Source organism: Amycolatopsis sp. lyj-108 (assembly GCF_046549005.1).
Classification (GTDB): Bacteria; Actinomycetota; Actinomycetes; order Mycobacteriales; family Pseudonocardiaceae; genus Amycolatopsis.
Genome location: NZ_JAJPWQ010000003.1, coordinates 138,535 through 152,675, shown reverse-complemented (window position 1 = coordinate 152,675; position 14,141 = coordinate 138,535). Strand labels below are relative to the sequence as shown.

The window sequence follows — 14,141 nt, the reverse complement described above, 5'->3', positions numbered from 1 at the left end:
GCCGGGTTCATCGCGCCTCCCGAATGCTGAACGTCGTGATGCAGAAGCCGCCGTCCTCCGTGCGATCGGCGATCACGGTGCCCCGGGAGGACCGTCCTTTGACGTCACCGGCGACGTCGGCGAGGACGAACTTGGCGGTTCCGCCTGACCTGGTGATCCCGACGCGGGAACCCAGCGGGAGAAGTGAGTCGATCTTGTCGTCCATGAACCGCTTCTGCGCTTCGCAGGCCAAGGCGATCGCTCCCGCCCTGTCGCTCCCGGCGATCTTCGCGAGAAAGTCCGTGACCACCTGAACACCCTTTTCCGGCGGCGTCGGAGCCGGGCGTACGGTCACGGTGACCCTCGGTCGCGTCGTGCGGCTGGCCGTGGTCCTGCTCGGGCTGCTCGTCGGGCTGGAGGTCGTCGCCGGGCTGGAGGACGGGACGGGCAACGAGATCCCGGCGCTCTTGCGGAGCAGGAAGCCGGGGGCGGCGAAGCCGGTGACGCAGAAGGCGGCCAGCGCGATCACCGCGACCAGGATCCCGATGGCCACACCGGGCTTGACGGTCGAAGGCTGGGTGTTCTGCTGGTCGGGCGGACCTGGATAGCTCATCGGATTCACCTTCCGTGCGGATCTGAAGTGGCGATCCGACGGAGCCTTCGCGGAGCGGGTTCCGATCCTTTCGGAGACCTTACGGCTTTCCGTCTTCTGTTCCGTGACAGGGAAAATCATGCTTTCGGCAGGTGTCGGTGATCCTCGCCGGGCAAACCTGTCGGTGGTCGCTGCCATACTCCGCGCCATGACGAACGAGGTGCGCCTCAGGGCCGTCGAGCAGGCCGATCTCGAAGTGTTCTTCGAACAGGAGCAAGACCCGGTGGCCGCCGCTCGTGCCGCGTTCCCGCCGCGTGACCGTGAGCGGTTCATGAAGCATTGGGAGACCAGGGTGCTCGGCGATCCGGCGGTGACGGTGCGCACCGTTCTGGTCGGCGGCAGGGTCGCGGGAAACGTGGTGGCCTGGCCACAGGACGGCAGGCATTGGGTGGGTTATTGGTACGGAAGGGATTTCTGGGGAGGAGGTGTCGGATCGCGAGGGCTTGCGTTGTTCCTCGGCGAGATGCCGGTCCGGCCGTTGTACGCCGATCCGGTGGAGACCAACGTCGGGTCGGTCCGGGTGCTGGAGAAATGCGGTTTCCGGCTGTTGTCCGAAAAGGACGGTGAGCACGTGCTGCTCGTCCTCGACGAGTGATCCGCCGGGCGACCGTGCCCCGGCCGCGAAAAGCGACCGGGACACGGAAGGCGACGGGTCAGCAGGGCTGCAACAGCCAGCAGAGCCGGTAGTTCGCCTGGTACGTCGTGGACGTGCCCGGCGCGATGATGTTCTGCGTCCGCGCACCGCCGTGTGCCCAGCCGGTGTAGGCGTACTTCAGGTTGAGCGGTGGCAGCTTCTGCGGGCTGTCCGCGCTGATCGAGTTGGTGGATCCGGCGATCACCGTCCGGGAGAACGGCGTCCGCTGCTGCGTGCCGCCGACGGTGAGCGTCGCTTGGCTGGGATTGGAGGTGAAGCTGAGCGACACCGTCTTCGGCTGCAGGTCGATGGTCTTGGTGCCGGTGCGGCCGCCCGAGTCGGTCGCCGTGAGGGTCAGTTGCAGATACGACGGGTAGTCGTGGTCCGGTGCGACGAACGAGCCGGACGCGGCGCCGGGGAAGTCCTGGACGTTGTGCGTATGGCAGGTGCCGTTGGTCGCGCAGTGCCGGATCGCGAGCCGCCAGGACAGCGCCGACGCCGGGAGCTGGCCGTCCTGGGCGTCGACGGCGCGGCCGGAGAACGCCACGGTCTGGCCGACGGACCAGTTCAGCGTGCCTGCCGGGCTGTCGATGACCGGCACCGGATCGAGGCCCTGCGGGTTCCCGACGGTGACGCGCACGGTCGTGGTCGCGCCGGCGCCGTGGGAGTCCGTCACCCGTAGTCCTGCGTCGACGGCGGCGGACGCGGTGTAGGTCCAGGTGGGGTTGGCGGCCGACGAGTCGTCGTACGCGCCGTCGGCGTCCAGGTCCCAGGCGTAGGACAGCGTGTCCCCGGCGTCCGGGTCGGTGGAAGCCGTGCCGTCGAACTGGACGGTCAGTGGCGCGGGTCCGCTCGCCGGGGTCGCCGTGGCCACCGCGGAAGGCGGCCGGTTGGTGCCGCCGGGATGGCTCACGCGACGGAGTTCGCCGCTGCCCAGCGCGACGTAGAACAGGTCGCCGCCCGGTCCGGTGAGTACCTGCACCGGCGTGTTGACACCGGTCACGAACGGCACGAGACGGCTCGCGTCCGGCTGGCCGTTCACGGCCTGCATGGCCCAGATGCAGCCGCGGGAGGAGTCGGAGAAGAACAACGCGCCGGAGTACTCGGCGGGGTAGTTGCTCCCGGACTCGAAGGCGATCCCGCTGATCGAGGAGCCGCCGGTGGGACACGGATCGCTCGCCACCACCTTGGCACGGTGGTTGTAGGCGTAGTACGGCGTGGCGTGCCCACCGGAGGTGTAGAGGGACTCGCACCGGTCGAGGTTCGCGCCGTCGTAGCCGGCCTGCCTGGCGCCGCCCTCGAAACAGGGCCAGCCGAAGTTCTCCGCCACACCGTCGCCGACGTCGGCGACGCGGTTGATCTCCTCCCAGGCGTCCCAGCCGACGTCACCCGCCCAGAGCTCACGGGTGCCCGGCCGGAACCCGAACCGGAACTGGTTCCGCGCACCGTAGGCGATCACCCGCCGGGCGTTGGCGTCGGCGCTGTTCGCGAACGGGTTGCCGGGCACGCCTTCGCCGGTGTCGGGATCGATGCGCAGCAACGTGCCGTTGAGCAGGACCGGCTGCCCGGCGGGGCGTCGCGGCGACTGCGAACGGAGTGCGCCACCCTCGGCAGCCGGCGGCGTCAGGTTCGTCCCGGCGGGCGAGGGCGGGTCGGCGCAAGGGTTTCCGACCTGGCCGTAGTCGGCGAAGGTGAAGCTGGCGCCGTCACCGCCGCCCGCGTACAGGGCGCCGTCCGGCCCGAAGGCGAGAGCGCCGACGGAGTGGCTGGGGAACTGCTGGCACCAGCCCGTGACCAGCGGCTTCTCGCTGACGGCCGTGCCTGCCGAGCCCATGGTCAGCTGGGAGACGCGGCCGGTGACGACGCAACCCTTGTCGGTCGCGCCCGGCGGGGTCGGGCAGGTGTCACCCCACCGCGGCGCGGTACCGCCGGGCTCCGCGTCGAAGGTGTAGGAGACGTAGACGTACGGCCTCGCGGGAAAAGCGGGGTCGACGGCCAGTCCGAGCAGACCGCGGTCCCAGAAATCCTGTGTCTGCGGACGGAGATCGGCGAAAATCGTCGCCGTCGTATCGGTGAGCGAATCGAAGACCTTGACCAGGCCGCTCTTCTCCGCGACGAACACCCGGCCGTCCGGCGCGAACGCGGTGGCGGTGGGCGAACTGAGCCCGCCGATCGCCACCGTGTCGGTGAAACCGGCGGGCACGGCGGCTTCGGCGGGCGCCACGGTGACGAGCCCGACGGCGAGCGCGCCGATCAGCGGGCCGACCACGCCCACCGCCAGCGCACGTCGTGATCTTCGGTGGAACAAGGAACGGCGAGAACTCAACACACGGAACTCCTCCTGCGCAGGGACCGAACAGAACGCGGCAGCTGTCCGGTATGGCGTGCCGAGACCCAAAGTTGTTACGTCGATGACAGAAATGCGCACAAGTCGCTAAAGACGCGCCAGGCGAACGGGCGCCACCCGGGGGCTAATGCGGCGGAGTTGGAAAAAGAATCACCACGTTCGCCGGCGTGTTTGTCATCCGGATGTCCTTTCGAAGACGTATTCGCCTGTCGGTTCCGTTCTTCTTGATATGAGTAGGCTGAATGGCGTATGTGATACGCGTCGATGGTTTCGGGAGGGTGTCATGGACGCGGTGTCCGCAGCGGCGATCACGTCGTTTTTGATCAGCTATGGGCGGCATTTGGCCGGTGTCGCCGGAGCGGTGGTCGACGAAGGGGTCACGCAAGGACTTCGGTCTTTGTGGGAAAAGGTGCGCGGCAGGTTCTCGTCCGACCCGCAGGCGTCAGGAGCGTTGGAACGCCTTGCGGAGCAGCCGGAAAATCAGCGTCGCCAGGCCGCCGTCGAAGATCATCTCGATGAGATCATGGCTGCCGACGGCGACTTCGCGGCCGCGCTTTCGGAACTGGTCGAGCGGCTGAAAGCGACCGGTTATCCCACCATTCAGGTGCGCGACGCCGGAGCGCTGGCCATCGGCGGAAATGTGTCCATCAAAGGCACCCGTCAGGTCGCGGGGCGCGACATCACCATCTCCGGTCCGTCCACCGGCGGGCCCGCTTCGGGGAAATGACATGACGATCACGAGCAAGGCCGGGAGTTTCGCGGCCGGACTCCTCCTGGTCGCGGCGCTGACGTCGTGCGGCCGCGACCAAGCCGACAAGGGCCCCGATTCGCCACCGGTCCCGGAAACTTCCACCGGTCTCCCGTCGGCCGAGCCGTCGTCAGGGGCGAGCACGGCACCCGGCGCCTCAGCGTCGTCCGCGACGGGAAAGTCCGGTGGGACGGCGGCGCCGTCACAGAACCGGCCCCAGCCAGGAGCCGGGGCGGGCCCTGCCAAGACGTCGGCGGCACCCGGCGCCCCGGCGAACCCGTGCGGGACGCCTCCCACCGGTCGTGCGCAGGACGGGCGGGCCCACCAGCGGATCGTCTTCCCCGCCCTCGGCACCCACCAGTGGCCGGACGCCGAAGTGACCATGCGCGCCTGCGCCACTTCGGGCCTTCCCGTCACCTACCAGCTCCAGAACGGCGGCCGCGGTGGCGGTTGCTGGACGTCCGCCCTCACCAACGGCACCGTCCGCGCCTACGTGGTGCCGTTGACCTGTGAGGTCACCGCCACACAGGCCGGGAACGCCGCCTTCGCGCCGGCTCAGCCCGTCGTCGTCACCTGGAAGGTGAACAAGCTGGCGGTCAAGATCGGCTGGCTGGGTTCGGCGGACACGCTCGTCTACTCGCCGTCCAATCCCGTCGTGACACTTCAGGCGCGGGTGACGGCCATGCATCCCCTCCCGAAGTTGGTGATCTACGCGGACGCGAACGGCGCGTGCGCCCTCGTCCAGGTGCCGAGAAACATCGGCGGGACCGGCGGTGCGGCGATCACCTTCGACGTGCGGGTCGCTCTGACGGACCCAGGCGCGCAAGGTGGTTCTTGTGATCTCCGAGTGAAGGTGGACTCGAACCAGATCGCCGACGGCAGTTACGACGACCGCCACTACGTCGTCAGGAGATGAACCAGGAGGATGAGACCGACGCGGCGAGGACGCTGTCGGTCGAAAACGCCGGTCCGGTCGTCCAGCACGGCGATCTGGAGCTGACCGGCGGCCTCGTCGCGGGCCGGGACCTCACCGTGCACGGTCCGGTCAACGTCCTCGCCGACGACGGCGCCCCGTTCGGCGACCAGGTCACCCGGCCGGGACGGGCCGCGGATCTCTGTCCTTATCCCGGGCTGGACGCTTTCGGTGCCCGGCTGGCCGGGTATTTCCACGGCAGGGAAAACGATGTCGACGCCGTACTCGCGTTGCTCCGCCGGGCGCCGCTGGTGGCCGTGGTCGGCTCGTCCGGCAGCGGTAAGTCCTCGCTGCTGTCGGCAGGGGTGCTTCCCGCCCTCGCCGGCGGCGCGGTCGCCGGATCGGCCAGGTGGACCGCGGTGCCGATCCGGCCCGGTACGCAGCCGATCGAGCAGCTCGGGGCCGTTCTGGCGAAGCTCGCGGGTACTCGCGCCCAGGAGATCTCGGCGGCTCTTCGGGAGAATCCGGCCCGCTTCGCCGAATTCGACGCCGGCGGGCCGACGATCTGGGTGATCGACCAACTGGAGGAGGTGTTCGATCCGGCGGTGGATCCCGGCTCACGTGCCGCGTTCCTCGCCGCGATCGCCGGCCCGCGCTCGTCCGCCGAGACCAGGGTCCTCGTCGCGGTGCGGTCGGACTTCTATCCGCATCTCGACCAGGAACCCGTGCTGGCGGCGGCGGTCTCGGCGGCTCAGCACCGGGTGCTGCCGATGGGACCGCGGGCTATCCGCGACGTGATCGAGAAACCGGCGGACCAGGTCGGGCTGCGCGTGGAGCCCGCGTTGATCGACCGGATGCTGGCCGATACCGACGCCGCCGAAAACGCGTTGCCGTTGCTGTCGTACGCGTTGGCGCAAACGTGGCGACGGCGGCGCAACGGCTGGCTGACACTCGCCGAATACGCGAAGGCGGGAGCTCTCGACGGCGCGATCGACCACGCCGCCGAACGTGTGTGGGAGTCGTTGGACGACCGGCAACGGGCGACGGCCCGGCGGATGATGCTGCGGCTGTCCCATCTCGGCGAGAACGCCGTCGCGGTGCGTCGCCGAGCCCGGCTCGAGGAACTGGTGACCGACGCCGACGACGAGTCCGCCGTCCGCGCGGTCACCGATCGGCTCGCCGCCGCCCGGATCCTCACGATCGATTCGGACGCGGCGACCGGCGTCCCGGTCGTCGACATCACCCACGAAGCGGTGCTCCGCGCGTGGACCCGGCTACGGAACTGGCTGACGGAGGACCGCGAGACGAAGCGCGCGCAGGACGACCTCGGCAGTGGCGCGGCGGCCTGGGAGCGGCACGGCGCCGATCCCGGCTATCTGCTGCGGGGTGCGCGGCTCACCGCCATCGAGGTCGCACGCCGATCCGGCGGCTTGACGGTGAACGATGTCGAGCGGCGCTTCCTGGCGCTGAGCGGCCGCGTCGAGCATCGGCAACGATGGCGGTCGCGGCTGCTCGGCCTCCTGGCCGCGGCGCTGGCCGTCGCGGTGACCATCACACTCGTCGTCGTGCACCAGCAACGCCGCATCAGCCGCGAAAAGACCGTCGCGGACGCCGTGTCGCTCGCCGCCAGGTCGCGTTCGGTGAGCGGGCAGGAACGAGACCTCGGGGCACTGCTGGCCGTCGCGGGGGCGGAGACCGACGACAACCCCGTCACCCGCGCGGCCGTCATGGACGTGGTCTCCGCGCGCGGCGGCCCGCTCGCTTATCTCCTCCCGGCCGGACGGCGCGCCACGACCGTGGCGGCCAGGTTCACCCGCGACGGAGCCGCGATCGTCGGCGCCGGCGACGGCTCCGTCTGCGCCCTTTCACCGGCGGACGGCCACCGGATCGGCCCTTGTTTCACCGGCCATCGCGCCAACATCAGCGCCGTCACGGCGAACGACGACGTCGTCGCGGCCGCGGACGCCACCGGTCTGGTGACCGTTCACCGGGCAGGGGTCGCGGCGCCGGTCCGCGACCCGGTCATGGCGACCTCCGCCGTGGTCGGCGTCGCCCTTGCCCGCGACCACCTGTTCGCGGCCACCCGATTCGGTGCCGTCGAACGCTGGAGCCTGACCGGCCGGACGACCCCGCTGCCGCCGCTGGCACAGAGTTCCGACGTGGTGGCGCTGGCCGTCGCCGACAAGGCCGACCAGGTCGTCGCCCTCACGACCGCGGGGGAGCTCAAGCGCTGGCGGCTCGCCGACGGTGCCGAACTGCCCGGCCTCGCCGAACCGGGAACCGTGTCGACCGGCACGACGATGCGCCTGGACGTCGTCGGTGGCACGCGGGTGGTGACGGCGGACGAGAACCGGATCGGTGTTTGGGACCTCCACGCCGAGCACCCTCCCTTGTGGACGGACGCACCGGGCGGGACCGCGGTCGCCTCTTCCAGCGACGGCGAAACGGTGTTCGTCGGCGCGGATACCGGCAGGATCACCTCGTGGCGCCTCACCCCGGAACCGCTGGCCGTCGAGCCGGTTCACGCGGGCCTCAACGCGGCTGTCGTCGCGCTCGGCAGCGGAGGTGACTTCCTGGTCGGAACGGACCGCGACGGCCGGGTGATCTCGTGGGACATCACTGGCAGGCGATCGCCCGCGGGGATCCCGATCGCCCAGGCGACGGGTCCGATCCAGGCCGTCGCCAGGAATTCCGACGGCGCCATCGCGTCGGGAGGCGCGGACGGTATGGTCCGGGTGACCCGGAATGGGTCCACAGTGGACGCTCACGCTTTCGAAGGCTCGGTCGCCGGTCTCGCTTGGAAGGCGACAGGAGCGATCACGGTGGGAACCGACCGCGGAACCCTGTTCGAACTCGACCCGGCCACCCGGGCGGCCAGGGTACTGGCGGCGCGGCCGGGTACCGCGGTCACCGGTCTCGCCGCCGACGGCAGGGGGAGTCCGGCCGCCGGCTTCAGCGACGGTCAAGTGCTCTTTCCCGATTCGCCCGGTATTTCCTTCACCGCGGCCAAGGGTGCCGTGACGGCGATCGCGCTGAGCGCGGACGGCGACTCGGTCGCCGTCGCTTCCGGCGACGGCGTGTCCGCCCCGCCGCAGGTCTCCTTCGCCACGAAGAGCGGTGAGTTCCGGGACATCCGGACGTTCACCGGGCATGCCCTGCCGGTCACGAGCCTCGCGTTCGGTCCCGATGGGCGATCCCTCGCCAGCGGCAGCGACGACCGGACCATCACCATCTGGACCTTGGCCGACGGCACGATGAAAAGCACCCTTCGAGGGCATACCGACATGGTCCTGGCACTGGCCTATTCGCCGGACGGCGCGACGTTGGCCTCCGGAAGCCAGGACGGAACGCTCCGCCTGTGGGACGTCGCCACCGGTCTCCAGATCGGGCGTCCACTCGAGTCCGGGGCCGGCTACGTCTGGTCGCTCGCGCCCTCGGCCGACGGCGCGAGCCTCGTGGCCGCCAATGGATCGACGGTCGTCGAATGGCCGTTGAGCAGGGGAGCGTGGCTGGACCGTGCCTGCCGGCTGGCCGGTCGCGTCCTGACCGACGACGAGCGGAATCGCTACCTGCCGGGAGAGACCTCTCTACGCCCCTGTGCGTGACCAGCCGGTCAGCCGCGGGTGCGGCATGTGGACGATTCACCCGTTCTGAATAAGCTCTGCCTCGTGGGCAACCTTCGGCGGGTCTCGGAGCTGTGGCGGCGGCGGTGTGGCCCGATCTGGTATCTCCCGGTCGCTTTGGCGCTCTTCGTCGGCTCGCTGCTCCCCGCGCTGCACAGCCACGGCACGCAGTTCGGCGGGATGCCGAACCGTCCTTACGACGTCCTGGCCGTCGTGGGGGTGGCCCTCCAGTGCGTTCCGCTCATCGTGTGCCGCCGGTGGCCCGTCACCTGTTTCGCCCTGGTGTCGCTCGGGTTCGCCATCGATCAGTTCGGGGGCTCTCACTCGTTCGCGGGCACCGCGCTGCCGATCGCCCTGCTGACCGTGGGGCTTCGGCTGGAACATCACCGTCGCGTGGCGGCGATCGTGTTCTCCGCGGCATACGTCGGGGCGGCGGTCGCGTTCACGCTGCTCGGTGGCACGGAGTCACTGACCGGCTATGTGACCTTCTATCTCGCGCTGGTGCTGGCGTGGGGGTTCGGGACCTGGCTGCGGGCCGACCGGGGCGCGGAGGCGGAACGACGCCGCCGCGTCGCCGAGGAGACGCGGGCGGCCGAACGAGCGCGTATCGCCGCCGAACTCCACGACGTCGTGACCCATCACGTCACGGCGATGGTCGTGCAGGCGGAAGCGGCCCGGTACCTCACCGACGCGCGGCTAGAGCAGAGCCTGACCGCCGTCGCCGACACCGGACGGCTGGCCATCGCCGATCTGCGTCACCTGCTCGACGTGATCGACCCCGGCCACGGGGCCGAAGCGATCCCGACGCTGGTGGAACGCACACGCTTGGCGGGACAACCGGTGGAGTACACGGAGAAGGGCGAGCCCGCGGCGCCGGCCGGAGACGCCGGTCCCGTCGCCTACCGCGTCGTCCAGGAGGCGTTGACCAACGCGCTGAAACACGCCCGCGGCAGCCGTACCTCGGTGCGGGTGCACCACGGTGACGGGGAGATCACCGTGGCCGTCGACACGGACGAGTCCGGTGCGCACGCGGGGTCGCCGGACGGCGGCGGACGAGGACTCGCCGGGCTGCGCGAACGGATCGACGGCCTGGACGGCGATTTCAGCGCGGGCCGCAGAAGAGACGGCGGGTTCTCCGTCCGTGCCCGCATCCCGGCGAGGACTCCGTCGTGACCGTGCCGACCCGGGTCCTGGTCTGCGACGACCAGATGCTGGTCCGCACCGGACTGGTGACGATCATCGACGCGCAACCCGATCTCGAGGTGGCGGGCGAATGCGGGGACGGACGGGCCGCCGTCGAACTCGCCGCCCGCCTGCGTCCGGACGTCGTGGTGATGGACGTGCGCATGCCGGTGCTCGACGGTATCGAAGCCACTCGTCTGCTGGCGGGCGCCGGCGTGGCCGAACCCGGGAAGGTGCTGGTGGTGACCACGTTCAATCTCGACGAGTACGTCTACCGCGCACTGCGCGCCGGTGCGAGCGGGTTCCTGCTCAAGGACACCCCGCCCGACCGGCTGCTGCACGGGATCCGCACCGTGGCCGCCGGCGCGGCCCTGCTGGATCCCGAGGTGACACGTCAGCTGGTGGGCCGCTACGCCGCCCGGATCCGGCCCGCGGAGGACGAAAATCCGGGCGACAGCCCGCTGACTCCCCGGGAACTGGAGGTGCTCCGCCTCATCGCGGACGGCCTCTCCAACAGTGAGATCGCCGCGACCCTCATGATCAGCCAGGAGACCGTCAAGACGTTCGTGTCGCGCATGCTCGCCAAACTCGGTCTCCGCGACCGGGTCCAGGCGGTCATCTACGCCTTCCGCCACGGCCTTGTCACCTGAACTGTCCTAAGAGGACTTCGCGGCTTCGTCGGTGACGCGCTGAATCGCGCGGACGGCGAGATCCGGCTGGTCGACGTAAATGTAGTGCTCACTGTTCGCCGCGGTGCTCAGATTGCCGCGGCTGGACAGCGCGAGCCATTTGCGCTGGCCCTCGGACCACGCCTGCTCCAGGGCGGCGCCGTATTCGGGGACGGCCGTGAGATACGGCTTGCCGTGCTGGATCACCTCGACCGGGATGGTCCCGGCCGGGCGGACCTCGCCGTCGGGGACCACCAGCTTCTCCGGACCCTGCCCCGCGATCACCGCCAACGTCTGGTCCCGCAGTTCGGCCGCCATACCGGTGGCCGACTGCGGGATGTGCTGTCGCAGATCGGCGGTCTGGGTCGGGGACGTGGCGTCCATCAGCACCAGGCCCTTGACCCGGTCCTGATGATCGGGGGCGTACCTGCCGGCGATCAACCCGCCGAGTGAATGCCCGGCCAGCACGACCGGCTTACCGCCGGCGACCCGGTCGATCACCCCGGCCAGGATCTTCCCGGTGCTCTCGAAACTCTGCGGCCCGTCAGGCTGGTCGCTGGCGCCCGCGCCGAGCCGGTCGTAGGAGCAGACCTGACCTTGCGCGGCCAACGTGTTCTGGAGCCCCGCCAGCTTCCCGACGTCGTCGCCCCCGCCGTGCAGCAGGACGACGACCGGCCGCCCCTCGACCGGCTCACCCGCACACGACACGTTCACCGAACGCTCGCCGACCTTGATCTTCTGGGTTCCGGTGAACGCGGTCCGGTCTTCCGCGAACGACTCCGATTCCGTGGCTTCGTCGCAAGCCGAAAGCGCAACACCGGCCACGGCGCAGCACAGCGCGATCAGAGCGGATGCCTTACGGGACATGATGAACTCCTGGTACAGGGGGACGATTCACGGCAACGCTACGGATCTCGCGGCCGTGAATCGTCACCATGCGGAGGGCATCTGCGCGTAGCTCTCATGGGGGACAAGGCGGCTTGAATCACTCTTCAGCGACTGGCGGTACCGCTGAGCCCCGTGGGGGTGGTCGATCGCTCGTCCCGTCCTGTCCGGAGCCCGTCGCGGACCCCGGTCCGGATCACCCAGGCATGTCGCGAAAGCCACTTTCGGGACGCCAGGCGTCGCGAAAGTGGCTTTCGCGACGCCGTCGCGGCGGGAGCGTGCCCCGCCGCCCCGGTGTCCGTCCATTGTGGATCAGCTGTAGGCGCGCAGGAACACGTCCACCCCGTCGTCGAGGACCGCGAGGATCTCCGACTTGCCGACCTTGCCTGCCAGGTCGTCGTTGATCACGTCGAGGGCCAGGCGCATCGTCAGTGCGACGAAGTGCTGCATGGCGCGCCGCGGGTCGGTCAGCCGGAGCCTGCCGTCGGCCGCGAACTTCGCGAACCGTTCCTCCATCATCCGTTCGGGCTGGTCGCGCGCCGCTTCCGGCAACCGCGGCGCCACGGGGGCCTGCGAACTCAGCCGCCGGAACGTCGCGTAGTCCGAGGTGGGGAACATTCCCGTCGTCACCCGCCGCGCGAAGCCGAGCAGGGCGGCGCGGATGTCCCTGTCGTCGGTGAGTTCTTCGTCGATCGCCTTGCGCACGGTCGCGACCACGGCGTCGTTGGCGCGGCCGAGGACGCTGCGGAAGAGGGTCTGCTTGTCGCCGAAGTGGTCGTAGACGGTGCGTTTGGACACCCCGGCCCGCGCCGAGATCGCGTCGACGCTGGTGAGTTCGTATCCGTCCGACACGAACAACACCTCGGCCGCGTCGAGGATGGCCGCCTGCTTGGCCTCGGCCTGCAGTCGCCTGCCCGGTGTCCGCGCGGTCGCTCTCGGGGTCGCCATGTTCTCATCGTATTCTCAGCCGTAGAAAACTGCACCGTGTAGTGTAGTTTTTGAGGCGGATACGCCGCCTTTCCTCCATCCCGCACAAGGAGTCCTCTATGCAGGAGAGCAGGATCGGCAATCCCGGCGCAGGACCGCATACGAGATGGAACAGGCGGCTCATCGGCCTCGTGGCCGTCCTGGTCCTGGTCAACTTCATGGTCGACACGGCCATCACGGCGCCGCTGCTCGTCCTTCCGGAAATGCTCGACCACTTCGGCACCGATCAGGCGGCGTGGCTCAACGCCAGCGCGATGCTGGCAGGCGTGATGTGGGCGCCGCTGCTCGGCAAGAGCGCCGACGTGCACGGCAAACGCAAGGTGCTCGTACTGACCTTGCTGCTCAGTTGCGCCGGCGCGCTCATCTGCGCGGTGGCCCCGAATATCTGGGTCTTCGTGCCCGGACGCCTGCTGCAAGGGTCGGCCGTGGCCGCCCTGTTCCTCTCCGTCGCGATCGTCAGGGAGATCTGCGCGCCCCGGATCGCGATGGTCGTGGTGGGCATCGTGACCTCCGGATCCGCTGTGCTCAACATCGGTTCCCGCTTCCTCACCGAGAAACTGGCCGCGGAGTTCGGCTTCCAGATCTTGTTCGTCGTATCGGCCGTCGTCGCCATCGCGATGGCGATCTGCGTGCGCCGCGTCATTCCCGAATCCGTGCTCAGGACACCGGGCCGGATCGACGTCGGAGGTGCACTGCTCCTCGGCGGCGGCCTGGCCGGGGTGCTCGGCTATGTCAGCCTCGGCTCGGAGTTCGGCTGGTTCGCCGTCGGCCCGATGGTCCTCCTGATCGGCGGCGTCGCGGCCTTGGCCAGGTGGTTCCTGGTCTCGAGCCGGAAGCCCGATTCGCTGATCGACATCCGGAACCTCGGCGCGCCTTTGGCACTCACCCTGCTCGTGCTCGTCCTCAGCACCGGTTCGTACCAGAGCATGCTCCAGCTCATCCCGCTGGTCAGCGATGTCTCGGCGGGACAGGGGCTCGGATACGGACTGGCGGGCCAGGGAACGCTGGCACTGCTGCTCGCGGCGCCCGGTATCGGCGTCATGATCGGCGGTCCGGCGGCCGGGGCACTCGCCACTCGCGTCGGGCCGGCGATGACCCTGGCGGGTGGGATCGCACTCGGGACCGTGGGAACCATCGGGATGTTCCTCGGCGTCTCCCAGTTCCCGGTCGCGGTGTTCTTCGCTTTCCTGCTGGGTTTCACGGTCGGCGTGCTCGGAACCTCCGGCTTCAACCTGGCGGGCGGCCTGGCGCCCGCCGAACGGCAGGGCATCGTCTCCAGCCTGGTCATGGTCGTCATCGCGATCGGATCGGTGGTGCTGGATTTCGTGGGCGCGGCGGTGCTCAAGTCGACCACCGTGTCCGTCGGCGGCGAAACCGTGAATTCGGGAACGGGTGTCTTCACCTACATCACGATCGCTTCCGTCGCCTTCGCGATCGCCGCGGTACTCGTCGTCTTGCTGGTGCGAAAGTCGCCACATAACCATAAAACGCCCTCACCGGCGCCTCTTTGACGGAATCGGAGA

The 14,141-nt window shown here is 69.5% G+C and carries 11 protein-coding genes; 7 read left to right on the top strand and 4 right to left on the bottom strand.

Annotation, left to right across the window (positions count from 1 at the left end; all coding sequences use genetic code 11):
* Positions 1 to 7 precede the first annotated feature (7 nt).
* A complete protein-coding gene (locus ACLJO0_RS12255) occupies positions 8 to 592 on the bottom strand; it encodes a hypothetical protein (RefSeq protein WP_410578440.1) in 585 nt (194 codons plus the stop codon).
* A 187-nt stretch (positions 593 to 779) separates the two neighbouring features.
* Between ACLJO0_RS12255 and ACLJO0_RS12250 the strand changes: the two genes are divergently transcribed.
* Positions 780 to 1,226 (top strand): GNAT family N-acetyltransferase, encoded by a 447-nt coding sequence (locus ACLJO0_RS12250; protein WP_410578438.1) that lies wholly within the window; start codon positions 780 to 782, stop codon positions 1,224 to 1,226.
* Between the two features lie 58 nt (positions 1,227 to 1,284).
* Here the strand turns inward: ACLJO0_RS12250 and ACLJO0_RS12245 are convergent, their stop codons facing one another.
* Positions 1,285 to 3,594 (bottom strand): PQQ-dependent sugar dehydrogenase, encoded by a 2,310-nt coding sequence (locus tag ACLJO0_RS12245; RefSeq protein WP_410578436.1) that lies wholly within the window; start codon positions 3,592 to 3,594, stop codon positions 1,285 to 1,287.
* Between the two features lie 301 nt (positions 3,595 to 3,895).
* On the opposite strand from ACLJO0_RS12245, the gene ACLJO0_RS12240 reads away from it, so the two are divergent.
* From ACLJO0_RS12240 to ACLJO0_RS12220, 5 genes are all read left to right on the top strand, one after another.
* The gene (locus ACLJO0_RS12240) at positions 3,896 to 4,339 is read left to right on the top strand and encodes a hypothetical protein (RefSeq protein WP_410578434.1); all 444 of its coding nucleotides are present in this window, start codon (positions 3,896 to 3,898) and stop codon (positions 4,337 to 4,339) included.
* Between the two features lies 1 nt (position 4,340).
* The gene (locus ACLJO0_RS12235) at positions 4,341 to 5,276 is read left to right on the top strand and encodes a hypothetical protein (protein WP_410578432.1); all 936 of its coding nucleotides are present in this window, start codon (positions 4,341 to 4,343) and stop codon (positions 5,274 to 5,276) included.
* Complete coding sequence (locus tag ACLJO0_RS12230; protein WP_410578430.1) at positions 5,273 to 8,878, top strand: hypothetical protein; 3,606 nt, start codon at positions 5,273 to 5,275, stop codon at positions 8,876 to 8,878. Before ACLJO0_RS12235 ends, ACLJO0_RS12230 begins: the two co-directional genes overlap by 4 nt.
* A 63-nt stretch (positions 8,879 to 8,941) precedes the next feature.
* Positions 8,942 to 10,069 carry a sensor histidine kinase gene (locus tag ACLJO0_RS12225; protein WP_410578428.1) on the top strand — a complete coding sequence of 376 codons (1,128 nt, stop codon included), beginning with the start codon at positions 8,942 to 8,944 and terminating at the stop codon, positions 10,067 to 10,069.
* On the top strand, positions 10,066 to 10,728 hold the full coding sequence (locus ACLJO0_RS12220; RefSeq protein ID WP_410578426.1) for a response regulator: 663 nt from the start codon (positions 10,066 to 10,068) through the stop codon (positions 10,726 to 10,728). The genes ACLJO0_RS12225 and ACLJO0_RS12220 overlap by 4 nt, the downstream gene beginning before the upstream one ends.
* 6 nt (positions 10,729 to 10,734) lie before the next feature.
* Here the strand turns inward: ACLJO0_RS12220 and ACLJO0_RS12215 are convergent, their stop codons facing one another.
* Together ACLJO0_RS12215 and ACLJO0_RS12210 are read right to left on the bottom strand one after the other, a co-directional pair.
* Positions 10,735 to 11,613, bottom strand: a complete 879-nt coding sequence (locus ACLJO0_RS12215) for an alpha/beta fold hydrolase (RefSeq protein ID WP_410578424.1) — start codon at positions 11,611 to 11,613, stop codon at positions 10,735 to 10,737.
* Between the two features lie 330 nt (positions 11,614 to 11,943).
* A complete protein-coding gene (locus ACLJO0_RS12210) occupies positions 11,944 to 12,579 on the bottom strand; it encodes a TetR/AcrR family transcriptional regulator (RefSeq protein WP_410578422.1) in 636 nt (211 codons plus the stop codon).
* Between the two features lie 98 nt (positions 12,580 to 12,677).
* On the opposite strand from ACLJO0_RS12210, the gene ACLJO0_RS12205 reads away from it, so the two are divergent.
* Entirely contained in the window at positions 12,678 to 14,129 is a 1,452-nt protein-coding gene (locus ACLJO0_RS12205; protein WP_410578420.1) for an MFS transporter, read from the top strand.
* The last annotated feature ends 12 nt before the right edge of the window (positions 14,130 to 14,141 follow it).

Coding starts and splice junctions, on each gene's coding strand:
- ACLJO0_RS12210 (WP_410578422.1), bottom strand. CDS start 12,579: ATGGCGACCCCGAGAGCGACCGCGCGGACACCGGGCAGGCGACTGCAG.
- ACLJO0_RS12230 (WP_410578430.1), top strand. CDS start 5,273: ATGAACCAGGAGGATGAGACCGACGCGGCGAGGACGCTGTCGGTCGAA.
- ACLJO0_RS12240 (WP_410578434.1), top strand. CDS start 3,896: ATGGACGCGGTGTCCGCAGCGGCGATCACGTCGTTTTTGATCAGCTAT.
- ACLJO0_RS12255 (WP_410578440.1), bottom strand. CDS start 592: ATGAGCTATCCAGGTCCGCCCGACCAGCAGAACACCCAGCCTTCGACC.
- ACLJO0_RS12205 (WP_410578420.1), top strand. CDS start 12,678: ATGCAGGAGAGCAGGATCGGCAATCCCGGCGCAGGACCGCATACGAGA.
- ACLJO0_RS12235 (WP_410578432.1), top strand. CDS start 4,341: ATGACGATCACGAGCAAGGCCGGGAGTTTCGCGGCCGGACTCCTCCTG.
- ACLJO0_RS12250 (WP_410578438.1), top strand. CDS start 780: ATGACGAACGAGGTGCGCCTCAGGGCCGTCGAGCAGGCCGATCTCGAA.
- ACLJO0_RS12215 (WP_410578424.1), bottom strand. CDS start 11,613: ATGTCCCGTAAGGCATCCGCTCTGATCGCGCTGTGCTGCGCCGTGGCC.